Source organism: Streptomyces sp. NPDC057271 (assembly GCF_042668715.1).
GTDB lineage: Bacteria > Actinomycetota > Actinomycetes > Streptomycetales > Streptomycetaceae > Streptomyces.
In genome coordinates, this window is record NZ_JBHUYJ010000004.1 from 77,680 (window position 1) to 91,478 (window position 13,799).

Annotated in this window: 13 protein-coding genes; 11 read left to right on the top strand and 2 right to left on the bottom strand. The window is 71.3% G+C overall.

Features of this window, described 5'->3' with window-relative positions:
* The first annotated feature begins 135 nt into the window (after positions 1–135).
* From recG to mutM, 8 genes are all read left to right on the top strand, one after another.
* Positions 136–2,364: an ATP-dependent DNA helicase RecG gene (recG, locus tag ACFUJR_RS03075; protein WP_383170803.1), complete on the top strand. Its 2,229-nt coding sequence runs from the start codon at positions 136–138 to the stop codon at positions 2,362–2,364.
* Positions 2,365–2,434: 70 nt separating this feature from the next.
* Positions 2,435–3,019, top strand: a complete 585-nt coding sequence (rsmD, locus tag ACFUJR_RS03080) for a 16S rRNA (guanine(966)-N(2))-methyltransferase RsmD (protein WP_383170806.1) — start codon at positions 2,435–2,437, stop codon at positions 3,017–3,019.
* Positions 3,020–3,045: 26 nt separating this feature from the next.
* Positions 3,046–3,537 (top strand): pantetheine-phosphate adenylyltransferase, encoded by a 492-nt coding sequence (gene coaD, locus ACFUJR_RS03085; RefSeq protein ID WP_383170846.1) that lies wholly within the window; start codon positions 3,046–3,048, stop codon positions 3,535–3,537.
* A gap of 110 nt (positions 3,538–3,647) precedes the next feature.
* Positions 3,648–4,727, top strand: a complete 1,080-nt coding sequence (locus ACFUJR_RS03090) for an ATP synthase F0 subunit B (protein WP_383170809.1) — start codon at positions 3,648–3,650, stop codon at positions 4,725–4,727.
* A gap of 184 nt (positions 4,728–4,911) precedes the next feature.
* A complete protein-coding gene (locus ACFUJR_RS03095) occupies positions 4,912–5,517 on the top strand; it encodes a YceD family protein (protein WP_383170812.1) in 606 nt (201 codons plus the stop codon).
* Positions 5,518–5,519: 2 nt separating this feature from the next.
* On the top strand, positions 5,520–5,693 hold the full coding sequence (gene rpmF / locus ACFUJR_RS03100) for a 50S ribosomal protein L32 (protein WP_030496967.1): 174 nt from the start codon (positions 5,520–5,522) through the stop codon (positions 5,691–5,693).
* Between the two features lie 19 nt (positions 5,694–5,712).
* Positions 5,713–6,540 (top strand): ribonuclease III, encoded by an 828-nt coding sequence (gene rnc, locus ACFUJR_RS03105; RefSeq protein WP_383170816.1) that lies wholly within the window; start codon positions 5,713–5,715, stop codon positions 6,538–6,540.
* Positions 6,541–6,697: 157 nt separating this feature from the next.
* Entirely contained in the window at positions 6,698–7,558 is an 861-nt protein-coding gene (gene mutM, locus ACFUJR_RS03110; protein WP_383170819.1) for a bifunctional DNA-formamidopyrimidine glycosylase/DNA-(apurinic or apyrimidinic site) lyase, read from the top strand.
* On the opposite strand, the gene ACFUJR_RS03115 is transcribed toward mutM, so the two are convergent.
* Positions 7,548–7,931 carry a winged helix-turn-helix transcriptional regulator gene (locus tag ACFUJR_RS03115; protein ID WP_383170822.1) on the bottom strand — a complete coding sequence of 128 codons (384 nt, stop codon included), beginning with the start codon at positions 7,929–7,931 and terminating at the stop codon, positions 7,548–7,550. The genes mutM and ACFUJR_RS03115 overlap by 11 nt on opposite strands.
* 85 nt (positions 7,932–8,016) lie before the next feature.
* Positions 8,017–8,853, bottom strand: a complete 837-nt coding sequence (locus ACFUJR_RS03120; protein ID WP_383170825.1) for a CAP domain-containing protein — start codon at positions 8,851–8,853, stop codon at positions 8,017–8,019.
* A 166-nt stretch (positions 8,854–9,019) separates the two neighbouring features.
* On the opposite strand from ACFUJR_RS03120, the gene ACFUJR_RS03125 reads away from it, so the two are divergent.
* From ACFUJR_RS03125 to smc, 3 genes are all read left to right on the top strand, one after another.
* A complete protein-coding gene (locus ACFUJR_RS03125) occupies positions 9,020–9,301 on the top strand; it encodes an acylphosphatase (protein ID WP_352190318.1) in 282 nt (93 codons plus the stop codon).
* A 393-nt stretch (positions 9,302–9,694) separates the two neighbouring features.
* Positions 9,695–9,910: a hypothetical protein gene (locus tag ACFUJR_RS03130; RefSeq protein WP_352190317.1), complete on the top strand. Its 216-nt coding sequence runs from the start codon at positions 9,695–9,697 to the stop codon at positions 9,908–9,910.
* A gap of 195 nt (positions 9,911–10,105) precedes the next feature.
* Complete coding sequence (gene smc / locus ACFUJR_RS03135) at positions 10,106–13,669, top strand: chromosome segregation protein SMC (protein ID WP_383170828.1); 3,564 nt, start codon at positions 10,106–10,108, stop codon at positions 13,667–13,669.
* The last annotated feature ends 130 nt before the right edge of the window (positions 13,670–13,799 follow it).

Sequence of the window (13,799 nt, forward strand, 5' to 3'; positions counted from 1 at the left end):
GCGGGTCGGGCGATCCCGGCGGGCGGTGATCGCGGGGCGGCACGGGGGGAGACGCGTCATCCTAGGGGGCACGGCGCCGACGTGACCAGGAGATATCCGCAGCCTGCGGGACGGGTGTCAGTCCGGTGGTGTGCAATGGAACGCGTGCCAGTGCTCGACGAACCTCTGAAGAAGCTCCTCGGCGCCGCCACCGCGAAGGTGATGGCCGAGCACCTCGACCTGCGTACGGTCGGGGATCTCCTCCACCACTACCCCCGGCGGTATGCCGAGCGCGGCGAACTCACCGCCCTCGCCGACCTGCCGCTGGACGAGCACGTCACGGTGGTCGCGCAGGTGGCCGACGCCCGCGTGCTGACCTTCAACAAGGGCGGCCGGGGCAAGGGCCAGCGCCTTGAGGTCACCATCACCGACGGCAGCGGGCGGATGCAGCTCGTCTTCTTCGGCCGGGCCGTCCACTTCCACCAGAAGGAGCTGCTGCCGGGCCGGCGCGGGATGTTCGCGGGCAAGGTGGGCGTCTTCAACCGCAAGCTCCAGCTCACCCACCCCGAGTACAAGCTCCTGGACGCCGAGAGCAGCGACGAGACGGTCAAGGCCTTCGCGAACGAACTGCTGCCCATCTACCCCGCCTGCAAGCAGCTGGAGTCCTGGACCATCGAGCAGTCCGTCTCCATCGCCCTGGACTCCCTGGCCGCCACCGGCTGGGCCGGGCTCGCCGACCCGCTGCCGCCGGCCCTGCGCGAGGGCCGCGGCCTCGCCGAACTGCCCGAGGCGCTCCAGAAGGTCCACCGGCCCCGCACGAGGGCCGACATCGAGGTCGCCCGGCAGCGGCTCAAGTGGGACGAGGCCTTCGTCCTCCAGGTCGCCCTCGCCCGCCGCCGGCACGCCGACACCCAGCTGCCGGCCGTCGCCCGCCGGACCACCCCCGGCGGAATCCTCGACGCCTTCGACGCCAAGCTGCCCTTCACGCTCACCGACGGCCAGAAGAAGGTCTCCAAGGAGATCTTCGACGACCTCGCCACCGAGCACCCCATGCACCGCCTCCTCCAGGGAGAGGTCGGCAGCGGCAAGACGATGGTGGCCCTGCGGGCCATGCTCGCCGTCGTCGACAGCGGGGGACAGGCCGCGATGCTGGCTCCCACCGAGGTCCTCGCCCAGCAGCACCACCGCTCGATCACCGAGATGATGGGCGAGCTCGCCCAGGCCGGCATGCTCGGCGGGGCCGATCAGGCCACCAAGGTCGTGCTGCTCACCGGCTCCATGGGCGCCGCCGCCCGCCGGCAGGCGCTCCTCGACCTGGTCACCGGCGAGGCCGGCGTCGTCATCGGCACGCACGCGCTGATCGAGGACAAGGTCCAGTTCCACGACCTCGGCCTCGTCGTCGTCGACGAGCAGCACCGCTTCGGCGTGGAGCAGCGCGACGCCCTCCGCGGGAAGGGGCACTCCCAGGGGGAACGGCGGACGCCCCACCTGCTGGTCATGACCGCCACCCCGATCCCGCGCACGGTCGCCATGACCGTCTTCGGCGACCTGGAGACCTCCGTCCTGGACCAGCTGCCCGCCGGACGCTCCCCGATCGCCAGCCATGTGGTCCCGGCCGCCGACAAGCCGCACTTCCTCGCGCGGGCGTGGGAGCGCGTGCGCGAGGAAGTGGAGAACGGACACCAGGCGTACGTGGTCTGCCCGCGCATCGGCGACGACGAGGACGAGAGGCAGAAGCGGAAGGCGTCCCCCGAGGACGAGGCCGAGAAGCGGCCGCCGCTCGCCGTCCTGGAGGTCGCCGAGAAGCTCCGCGCGGGCCCCCTCGCCGGACTCCGCGTCGAGGTCCTGCACGGCCGGATGCACCCCGACGACAAGGACACCGTCATGCGCCGCTTCGCCGCGGGCGAGGCGGACGTCCTGGTCGCCACCACCGTCATCGAGGTCGGCGTCAACGTCCCCAACGCCACCGCCATGGTGATCATGGACGCGGACCGCTTCGGCGTCTCCCAGCTCCACCAGCTCCGCGGTCGCGTCGGCCGTGGCTCCGCCCCCGGCCTCTGCCTCCTCGTCACGGAGATGCCCGAGGCGAGCCCGGCCCGCCAGCGCCTCGGCGCCGTCGCCTCCACCCTCGACGGCTTCGAGCTCTCCCGCATCGACCTCGAACAGCGCCGCGAGGGCGATGTCCTCGGCCAGGCCCAGTCCGGCGTCCGATCCTCCCTGCGGATGCTCACCGTCCTCGACGACGAGGAGGTCATCGCCGCCGCCCGCGAGGAGGCCACCGCCGTCGTCCTCGCCGACCCCGACCTCAGCGACCACCCCGAGCTGCGCACCGCCCTGGACGCACTCCTGGACAAGGAGCGGGAGGAGTTCCTGGAGAAGGGGTGACGGCACACCTCGCCCACCGGCCATATCGTGGAGGCACAGGAGCCCTGAAGCACAAGGACAAGGACCTCAGATGACCCGCGTGATCGCCGGTACCGCCGGCGGACGCCGACTGGCCGTGCCGCCCGGCAACGGCACCCGCCCGACCTCCGACCGGGCGCGCGAGGGCCTCTTCTCCACCTGGGAGTCGCTCCTCGGCACCCTCCACGGGACCCGTGTCGCCGATCTGTACGCGGGCTCGGGCGCCGTCGGACTCGAGGCGCTCTCCCGGGGCGCGGTGCACGCCCTCCTCGTCGAGGCCGATGCCCGTGCCGCCCGGACCGTCCGCGAGAACATCCGGTCGCTCGGGCTCCCCGGCGCCGAACTCCGGACCGGCAAAGCGGAACAGATCGTGACAGGAGCGGCGCCCGACGCCCCGTACGACCTGGTCTTCCTCGACCCGCCCTACGCCGTCTCGGACGACGATCTTCGCGAGATCCTCCTCACACTCCGCTCCGGGGGCTGGATCGCCGACGATGCCGTCGTCACCGTGGAGCGCAGCACCCGAGGCGGGGAGTTCGCCTGGCCGGCCGGTTTCACATCACTCCGGGCCCGTCGCTACGGCGAGGGAACGTTTTGGTACGGTCGCGCCGCCTCTACGTGCGAAGACGCACGATGACCGGACCGGAGAGCGAGGGACCCAAGTTGCGCCGCGCCGTCTGTCCGGGGTCATTCGACCCCATCACCAACGGACACCTCGACATCATCGCCCGCGCCTCCAAGCTGTACGACGTCGTGCACGTCGCGGTGATGATCAACCAGTCCAAGCGAGGACTGTTCACGGTCGACGAGCGGATCGAACTGATCCGCGAGGTCACCGCCGACTTCGGAAACGTCGAGGTCGAGGCCTTCCACGGCCTGCTCGTCGACTTCTGCAAGCAACGTGACATCCCCGCCATCGTCAAGGGTCTGCGCGCGGTCAGCGACTTCGACTACGAGCTGCAGATGGCGCAGATGAACAACGGGCTCTCGGGCGTCGAGACCCTGTTCGTCCCCACCAACCCGACGTACAGCTTCCTGTCGTCCTCCCTGGTCAAGGAGGTCGCCGCCTGGGGTGGCGACGTCTCCCACCTGGTCCCGCAGGCCGTCCTCGGCAGGCTCACCGAGCGCCTCGCCGAGCGGCGCGCCGAGCAGTGACCCCCCGCGACCGTCCCTGACGGTCCGTCACCTGGTGTCGTACGGGGGACGACTGCCCTTACAGTCGTCCCGTCCGTCTCCATCCAGCTGTAGAGAGTGGCGAGCACCCGGTGGACGTGCAGAAGAAGCTCGACGAGATCGTTTCGGCGATCGCAAACGCCCGCTCCATGCCCATGTCGGCGTCCTGCGTGGTCAACCGCGCCGAGCTGCTCGCCATGCTCGAAGAGGTACGGGAGGCCCTGCCGGGCTCCCTGGCCCAGGCCCAGGAACTCCTCGGCGGCCGGGAGCAGATGGTGGAGCACGCCCGTCAGGAGGCGGAGCGGATCATCGAGGCCGCCCATGCCGAGCGCGGCTCGCTGATCTCCGACACCCAGGTCGCCCGCCAGTCCCAGGACGAGGCGGACCGGATCCTCTCCGAGGCCCGTCGGGAGGCCGAGGAGATCCGCGCCGAGGCCGACGACTACGTCGACTCCAAGCTCGCCAACTTCGAGGTCGTCCTCAACAAGACCATCGGCTCCGTCGACCGCGGCCGCGAGAAGCTGCTCGGCCGCGGCCCCGGCCTGGACGAGCAGGGTTACGCCGACGACGACGCCCCGGAGTACAGCGCGGACCCGCAGACCCTGATCCACCGGGCCGACGAGTACGTCGACGCCAAGCTCGGCGCCTTCGAGGCCGTGCTCTCCAAGACCCTGGAGGCCGTCGGCCGCGGCCGGCAGAAGCTGCACGGGCGGATCGCCACGGACGACCTCGGCGCGCACATGGCCGCCCAGGACGCCGCCGGCGGCGGCAGGCCCACCAGTGACGCCGACTACCTGGCCGGCCTCGCCGAGCTGGCGGACCCGGAGCCGGTGCAGCAGCCCGTCACGCAGCAGGCCCCGCAGATCCCGGCGCAGCAGCCGGACCCGTACGGGTACCAGCAGCCGCCGCAGGACGCCTACGCCTACCAGCAGGCCGACCCCTACGCGTACCAGCAGCAGCCGGACCCGTACACCGTCGCAGGCTCCGGCTCCACCGGAGCGGTTTACGCCGCGCCCTCGTACGAACAGCAGTACGGCTACGAGCAGCAGCCGCAGGCCCCGCAGCCGCAGGCCGCCGCGCTGGACGAGACCAGCTTCTTCGACACGAGCATGATCGATCTGGAGCAGCTGCGCCGGTACGAGCAGGGTCACGGCCACGGCCAGGGACACTGAGCGCTCGGCTCCACGGCCCCGGATTGGGCCCTGAGCGAAGCGTCCAGTATCCTGGCTCTTCGGTCGCGCGTATGCCCGCGATCCATGCTGCCCGCTTCGTCTCTCGATTCGAACACGGCAGCCCCCTCACGATCCGAAAGCAGGAAGAGCCCTGAGCACGCGCCTTGACCACCGCAACCCCCTCGTGTTCGACACGCACGAGCTGGGGCGGCGTCCTGGTGCCCTTCAGCGGATCTCCCGTTCGGTCGAGGCCCCCAAGAACTTCGGTGTCGAAGGGGTCGTCGGCGTGCCGGAAGGCGCGCCGGTGGAAATCGACCTCCGCCTCGAGTCGGTCATGGAAGGGGTGCTCGTCACAGGCACCGCCCGTGCATCGGCCGAGGGGGAGTGCGTAAGGTGTCTGGAGCCCGTCGAGTTCGATCTCGACGTGGACTTCCAGGAGATGTTCTCGTACCCCGACTCCGACGACCGGGGCCGCTCCAAGGCGGCCGCGGACGACGAAGCCGAGGACGACGAGGACATGATCCCCCTCGAGGACGGCATGTTCGACCTCGAGCCCGTGCTGCGTGATGCGGTGGTGCTCGCACTGCCGATGCAGCCGGTGTGCCGGGAGGACTGTGCGGGTCTGTGCTCCGAGTGCGGAGCCGACCTGAACGACGACCCGGACCACCACCACGATGCCGTCGACATGCGTTGGGCGGCACTGCAGGGACTCGCCGGTTCGCTGGGAACCGATGAGAAGGACAACATGAGCGGCGCCGAAGCTGGCGTCGACGAGAAGCAGGAGAAGTAGCCGTGGCTGTTCCGAAGCGGAAGATGTCGCGCAGCAACACGCGCCACCGCCGGTCGCAGTGGAAGGCTGCGGTCCCCACCCTGGTTTCGTGTGAGCGTTGCCAGGAGCCGAAGCAGCAGCACATCGCGTGCCCGAGCTGCGGCACCTACAACAAGCGCCAGGTCCTCTCGGTCTGAGTGGCTGGTGAGAGGCGCGATGTCTGAGTCCAACAAGACGGACAATGCCTCGTCCCACACGCTTCTGGAAGGGCGGCTCGGGTATCAGCTCGAGTCCGCCCTTCTGGTGCGTGCGCTGACGCACCGCTCGTACGCGTACGAGAACGGCGGTCTGCCCACCAACGAGCGTCTCGAGTTCCTCGGGGACTCCGTGCTCGGCCTGGTGGTCACGGACACGCTGTACCGCACCCACCCCGACCTGCCCGAGGGCCAGCTGGCCAAGCTGCGGGCCGCGGTGGTCAACTCGCGTGCGCTGGCGGAGGTCGGTCGCGGCCTCGAACTCGGCTCCTTCATCCGGCTCGGCCGGGGCGAAGAGGGCACGGGGGGCCGGGACAAGGCATCCATCCTCGCCGACACCCTTGAAGCGGTGATCGGCGCGGTCTATCTCGACCAGGGCCTCGACGCGGCCTCGGAGCTGGTGCACCGGCTCTTCGACCCGCTGATCGAGAAGTCCTCGAACCTCGGTGCAGGACTGGACTGGAAGACCAGCCTCCAGGAACTGACCGCGGCCGAGGGTCTGGGTGTTCCGGAGTACCTCGTCACGGAGACGGGCCCGGACCACGAGAAGACCTTCACTGCTGCCGCCCGCGTCGGTGGTGTCTCGTACGGCACCGGCACCGGCCGCAGCAAGAAGGAAGCGGAGCAGCAGGCGGCGGAGTCCGCATGGCGCGCGATCCGCGCGGCGGCGGACGAGCGTCTCGCGGCCGCGAAGGCCGCGGCGGAGGCGGGCGAGACCGACCCGACCGGCTCCGGCGAGCAGCCTACGAGCGGCGGGGCGCCGACGTCCGCCGGCCTTCCGTCGGACTGACCGCTCCTTCGAGCAGGAACCACCCGCCCGCCCTCCGGTTCCGGAGGGCGGGCGGACCTGTCTCCGCGTGCGGACTCCGCCGCGGCCCCCGGCCCGGGACGACGCGCGCCCCGGCGGTAGGCTGCGGCCATCGTCCACCCCACCCCCGGAGGAGCCCGTGCCCGAGTTGCCCGAGGTCGAGGTCGTACGGCGCGGTCTGGAGCGCTGGGTCGGCGGGCGGACCGTGGGCGAGGTCGAGGTGCTGCACCCCCGGGCGGTACGCAGGCACCTGGCCGGCGGCGCGGACTTCGCCGCCCGCCTCAAGGGCCACACGTTCGGGATCGCGCGCCGGCGCGGCAAGTACCTCTGGATCCCGCTGGCGGACACCGGGGCCTCCGTCCTCGGCCACCTCGGGATGAGCGGTCAGCTGCTCGTCCAGCCCGAGACCACCCCCGACGAGAAGCATCTGCGCATCCGGGTCCGGTTCGAGGACGGCCTCGGCACCGAACTGCGCTTCGTCGACCAGCGCACCTTCGGCGGACTCTCGCTCCACGACAACACCCCCGACGGGCTGCCCGACGTCATCGCGCACATCGCCCGCGATCCGCTGGACCCGGAATTCGACGACGCCGCCTTCCACACCGCCCTGCGCCTGCGCCGTACGACGATCAAGCGGGCGCTGCTCGACCAGACGCTGATCAGCGGGGTCGGCAACATCTACGCGGACGAGGCGCTCTGGCGCGCCCGGCTGCACTACGACCGGCCGACCGCCACGCTCACCCGGCCCCGCTCGGCTGAACTCCTCGGCCATGTACGGGACGTGATGAACGCGGCCCTCGCCGTCGGCGGGACCAGCTTCGACAGCCTGTACGTCAACGTGAACGGCGAGTCGGGCTACTTCGACCGGTCGCTCGACGCCTACGGGCGTGAGGACGAGCCGTGTCACCGCTGCGGCACCCCGATGCGACGCCGGCCCTGGATGAACCGGTCGAGCTACTTCTGCCCGCGCTGCCAGCGCCCGCCGCGCGCTACGGCGTGACGGCCGCCCGGCCCGTGTCGTACCGCTCGCGCGCCGACAGGACCTGCGGCATCCGGCCCTCCACCAGCTCGATCAGACCGACGAGCCGCTCGGCGACCTCGCGTCCCAGCGGTGTGAGGGTGTAGTCCACCCGCGGCGGATTCGTCGGCTGCGCCTCGCGGTGCACGAGCCCGTCCCGCTCCAGGGCGTGCAGGGTCTGCGACAGCATCTTCTCGCTCACCCCGTCGACCCGGCGCCGCAGCTCGTTGAAGCGGAACGTCCCCTCGTACAGCGCGCCGAGGGTGAGACTGCCCCACCGCCCGGTCACATGCTCCAGGGTGACGCGCGACTGGCAGGCCCGGGCGAACACGTCGAAGGCGAGGTCGTCACTCATGTCCTTCACCGTACTGCGGCACAGCGCTCACCGCCGGGTTGCGCTCACCACAGGGATGCGCGCCCGGCGGCCGACCGGCCCCGGCTCAGTAGCCGAAGTCCTGCGTCCACCAGGGACCGCCGTCGGCGAAGTGCACACCGACGCCGAGCGTCGTGTAGTCGCAGTTCAGGATGTTCGCGCGGTGGCCGTCGCTGTTCATCCAGGACTCCATCACCGCCGCCGCGTCCACCTGGCCGCGGGCGATGTTCTCGCCGCCCATGCCGGAGACGCCTGCCTGCGACGCCCGGTCCCACGGCGTGTCGCCGTCGGGGTCCGTGTGGTCGAAGAAGCCCCGCGCGGCCATGTCGGCGCTGAAGGCGCCCGCCAGCGCAGCGAGAGCGGGGTCCGAGCGCACCGGGGTGCAGCCCACCTTGGCCCGCTCCTGGTTGACCAGCCGGACGACCTCGGCCTCGGCGGCCGCGGCGCGGCTCAGGGTCGGCGCGGCCGTCGGTGTCGTGCGGGTCGGCACGGGCTTCGCGGTCGTCGGAGCCGGCTTCGGCTTCGCCGTCTTCGTCGGGACGGCCGTCTTCGTCGGGGTCGCCGTCTTCGACGGCTTGGCGGCCGTCTTCGACGGGGTTGGGGTGGCGGTCGTCTTCGACGGCTTGGGCGAGGGGGTCGCGGCGGGGGAGGTCTTGCCGGTACCCGGCCCCTGGCCGGCCGGGGTGGACGACGGCGTCGCCGACGAGCCGCCCTGCGTCGTCAGCTCGGGAGCCTGCCGGGACTCGCTCTGCTCCGTGCCGGAGCCGACGCTGCCCACGGTGTGCGTGTCCCCACCGGGCAGCAGGCCCGAGGCGACGGCGATCGCGCCGACCGCCACCGCGGCGGAGGCACCGAGCAGTCCGGTGCGCACGGGCGCGCTGCGCCTCCTGCGATGGCGTCCCATCCCTGTGCCTCCCTGATCTGGTACTGCCGGCTTTGCTGATCTTTGCTACTGCGGGCTATTCGAATGCGACGCGCCCGAACGGGTGAGCCGCATTCGGTCGGGACTGTACGCCATGACGCCTGGGGGCGGTGTGCTCTGTGTGTAATTGGCCCGCTAGCGTTCAGCCATGAACGAAGACGTGCGGCTGACCGCCTGGGTGCGCGGCCGAGTACAGGGAGTGGGCTTCCGCTGGTTCACCAGGGCAAACGCACTGGAGATCGGCGGCCTCGTGGGCTTCGCCCTCAATCTCGACGACGGCCGGGTGCAGGTCGTGGCCGAGGGGTCGAGTGAGAATTGCCACCGTCTGCTGGAGTGGCTGCGCTCCGCCGACACTCCCGGGCGTGTGGACGGAGTCACTGAGATCTGGGACACCCCGCGCGGCGGTTACGACAGCTTCGCGATCCGCTGAGGATCACCCTTACGGCGCTCCGTCCGATGGCCCGCTCGGCCTTCGGGCGGACGTTCGGCGAAGGGGCGCCGACGGGGAAATGGCCTGATGGTTGCCAAGAAGGGCTTGCGATGCCAGGCTGCGCGAGGAAGGATGATCGCTACGCCCCTGTGGCGCCGAGTTGCGAGGTCCAGCCGCCTGTTGTGCGGCCGTAGACCCCCGGGCGTCCCTTGATACGGGGCGTGATCGTGTTGACCGTCAAACTTTTTGGTGAGACTCTGGAAGCCCCGCGCACCTTAGCTGTTTGGCAGTAAGAACCGGCACGACATGAAGCACTGCCGAGCACCGCGGGTGCGAAATCCCTCACGACCCACACCGCTTCGGTCGGTCACTCAGTGTGGAGGACCATCCATCATGGCAAAGGCGCTTCTCGGTTACGTCGGCGGCTCCGACCCGCGACTCCTCGCCGAGATGCGACGGCTTCAGCAGCGCGTCCAGGATCTCGAATCCGAGCTTGTACGGATTCAGTCCGAGAACGACGCGCTCAACGCTGCCGCCGCACAGCATGGCGAGTCGCTGCTCGACAGCATCGACCTCGACGTTCCCAAGGCGGAGCCTGCGCTCACCTGACCGTCACGATCCCCCGTGACTGTCTGCCCCGTGCCGGGGCAGGGTGAGAAACACTCTCGCTGGCAGAGTCAGATATGCAAGGGACGCTCAGGCGTCCCTTCTTTCTTGGGTCCCCCACGTCCCACCCCTCCTCACCGAGGGTGTGCCCTGCACCTTCATGGGTGAAACGCGCAACCACAGGTAGAGTCCGGGGGCGTGCATCTCAAGGCCCTGACGCTCCGCGGTTTCAAGTCGTTCGCATCCGCCACCACGCTGCGGTTCGAACCGGGAATCACGTGTGTCGTCGGGCCCAACGGATCGGGCAAGTCCAATGTGGTGGACGCGCTCTCCTGGGTCATGGGCGAGCAGGGCGCCAAGTCCCTGCGCGGCGGCAAGATGGAGGACGTCATCTTCGCCGGCACGACCGGGCGGCCGCCGCTCGGCCGCGCCGAGGTCTCGCTGACCATCGACAACTCCGACGGCGCGCTCCCCATCGACTACGCCGAGGTCACGATCACCCGGATCATGTTCCGGGGCGGCAGCAGCGAGTACCAGATCAACGGCGACACCTGTCGGCTGCTCGACATCCAGGATCTGCTCTCCGACTCCGGTATCGGCCGCGAGATGCACGTCATCGTCGGCCAGGGCCAGCTCGACTCCGTCCTGCACGCCGACCCGATGGGCCGCCGCGCCTTCATCGAGGAGGCGGCCGGCGTCCTCAAGCACCGCAAGCGCAAGGAGAAGGCGCTGCGGAAGCTCGACGCGATGCAGGCCAACCTCGCGCGCGTGCAGGACCTGACCGACGAACTGCGCCGCCAGCTCAAGCCGCTCGGCCGCCAGGCGGCGGTCGCCCGCCGGGCCGCCGTCATCCAGGCGGACCTGCGCGACGCCCGGCTGCGACTGCTCTCCGACGACCTCGTACGCCTCCAGGAGGCGCTGAAGGCCGAGGTCGCCGACGAGGCCGCGCTCAAGGAGCGCAAGGACGGAGCCGAGAGCGAGCTGCGGGCCGCCCTCGCCAAGGAGGCCGAACTCGAGGACGAGGTCCGCCGGCTCGCCCCGCGGCTCCAGCGTGCCCAGCAGACCTGGTACGAACTCTCCCAGCTCGCCGAGCGGGTGCGGGGCACGGTCTCGCTTGCCGACGCGCGCGTGAAGAGCGCCACCGCCCAGCCGCCCGAGGAGCGCCGGGGCCGGGACCCGGAGGACATGGAGCGCGAGGCCGCCCGCATCCGCGAGCAGGAGGCCGAGTTGGAGGCCGCCCTGGAGGCGGCCGAGCGGGCGCTGGAGGACACCGTCGCCCACCGCTCCGACCTCGAACGCGAACTCGCGGTCGAGGAGCGCCGGCTCAAGGACGTGGCGCGCGCGATCGCCGACCGGCGCGAGGGCCTCGCCCGGCTGCACGGCCAGGTCAACGCCGCCCGCTCACGGGCCGCATCCGCGCAGGCCGAGATCGACCGGCTCGCCGCCGCCCGGGACGAGGCCCAGGAGCGGGCCGTCGCGGCCCAGGAGGAGTACGAGCAGCTCAAGGCCGAGGTGGACGGCCTCGACGCGGACGACAGCGAGCGGGGGGAGCGGTACGAGGCCGCCCGCCGCGACCTCGCCGACGCGGAGGCCGCCCTGACGGCAGCCCGCGAGGCCGCCACCGCCGCCGACCGTCGCCGCGCCGCGACCCGGGCCCGCCACGAGGCGCTCTCGCTCGGGCTGCGCCGCAAGGACGGGACGGGAGCGCTGCTCGGGTCCCGTGACAGCCTGACCGGGCTGCTCGGCCCGGCCGCCGAACTGCTCACCGTCACCCCCGGTTACGAGATCCCGCTCGCCGCCGCCCTCGGCGCGGCCGCGGACGCCGTCGCCGTCTCGGGCCCCACCGCGGCGGTCGAGGCCCTGCGCCTCCTGCGCAAGCAGGACGCGGGCCGGGCCGCGCTGCTGCTGACGGGCGCGCCGGAGCCGGCCGTGGCCCCGGCCCAGGCCGCCCGGCCCGGCCTGCCTCCCCGCGCCGCCGACCTCGTCCGGGGGCCCGAGGAACTCATGGGCGCGGTGCGACGGTTGCTCGACGGGATCGTGGTGGTCGGCACCCTGGAGGAGGCCGAGGACCTCGTCCACGCGCACCCCGCGCTCACCGCCGTCACCGGCGAGGGCGACCTGCTCGGGGCGCACTTCGCCCACGGAGGCTCCGCCGGAGCGCCCAGCCTCCTCGAAGTACAGGCGTCCGTCGACGAGGCGGCCGCCGAGTTGGAGGAGCTGGAATCCCGCTGCGAGGAGCTGGCCGAAGCCCAGGGGACGGCGGCCGAGGCACGGCGTACCGCCGCCGCGCTCGTCGAGGAGCTGGCCGAGAGCCGCCGCGCCGCGGACCGCGAGAAGTCCCAGGTGGCCCAGCGACTCGGCCGGCTCGCCGGACAGGCCAGGGGCGCCGCGGGCGAGGCCGAGCGGACCGCGGCGGCCGCCGCCCGTGCGGACGAGGCCCTGGAGAAGGCGCTGTACGAGGCCGAGGAGCTCGCCGAGAGACTGCTCGTCGCCGAGGAGGCGCCGGGCGAGGAGGAGCCCGACACCTCCGTGCGCGACCGGCTCGCCGCCGACGGCGCCAACGCCCGGCAGACCGAGATGGAGGCCAGGCTTCAGCTCCGTACGCACGAGGAGCGGGTCAGGGGCCTCGCGGGACGGGCCGACTCCCTCGACCGGGGCGCCCGCGCCGAACGCGAGGCACGCGCGCGTGCGCGACAGCGGCTCGCCCGGCTGCGCCACGAGGCGGAGGTCGCGGCCGCCGTCGCCTCCGGTGCCCGGCAGCTACTGGCCCATGTCGAGGCCTCCCTCGTCCGGGCCGAGCAGGAGCGGGCGCTCGCCGACGCCGCCAAGGGGGCACGGGAGCAGGGTCTCTCCGCCGCCCGCGCCCGGGGCCGGGAACTGAAGGCAGAGCTGGACAAGCTGACCGACTCCGTCCACCGCGGTGAGGTCCTCGGTGCCGAGAAGCGGATGCGGATCGAGCAACTGGAGACCAAGGCGCTGGAGGAGCTGGGCGTCGAGCCGGCCGGCCTGGTCTCCGAGTACGGTCCCCATCAGCTCGTACCGCCGTCACCGCCCGCCGAGGGCGAGGAGCTGCCGGAGGACCCGGAGCATCCGCGCAACCGGCCCCGCCCGTTCGTCCGTTCGGAGCAGGAGAAGCGGCTCAAGGCCGCCGAGCGGGCGTACCAGCAGCTCGGCAAGGTGAACCCGCTGGCCCTCGAGGAGTTCGCGGCACTGGAGGAACGGCACAAGTTCCTCTCCGAGCAACTGGAGGACCTGAAGAAGACCCGGGCCGACCTTCTTCAGGTCGTGAAGGAGGTCGACATCCGCGTCGAGCAGGTCTTCAGCGAGGCGTACCGGGACACCGCCCGCGAGTTCGAGGGCGTGTTCTCACGGCTCTTCCCGGGGGGCGAGGGGCGGCTGATCCTGACCGACCCCGACAACATGCTCACCACCGGCGTCGACGTGGAGGCCCGTCCGCCCGGCAAGAAGGTCAAGCGCCTCTCGCTGCTCTCCGGCGGCGAGCGTTCGCTGACCGCCGTGGCCATGCTGGTCTCCATCTTCAAGGCCCGGCCCAGCCCGTTCTACGTGATGGACGAGGTGGAGGCGGCGCTCGACGACACCAACCTCCAGCGGCTGATCCGGATCATGCAGGAGCTCCAGGAGTCCTCGCAGCTGATCGTCATCACGCACCAGAAGCGGACGATGGAGGTCGCGGACGCGCTGTACGGCGTCTCCATGCAGGGGGACGGGGTATCCAAGGTCATCAGCCAGCGGCTGCGGTGATGATCAACTTTAAGTCTTGAACGCATGATGTCCGAAACTCGGTTTTAAGTCATACGACATCGCCTCTTGACTTCGAAACATGAAGGCATAGTCTCGGCAACGTTGCTTTTTTACCTTCACGTGGTGGGCG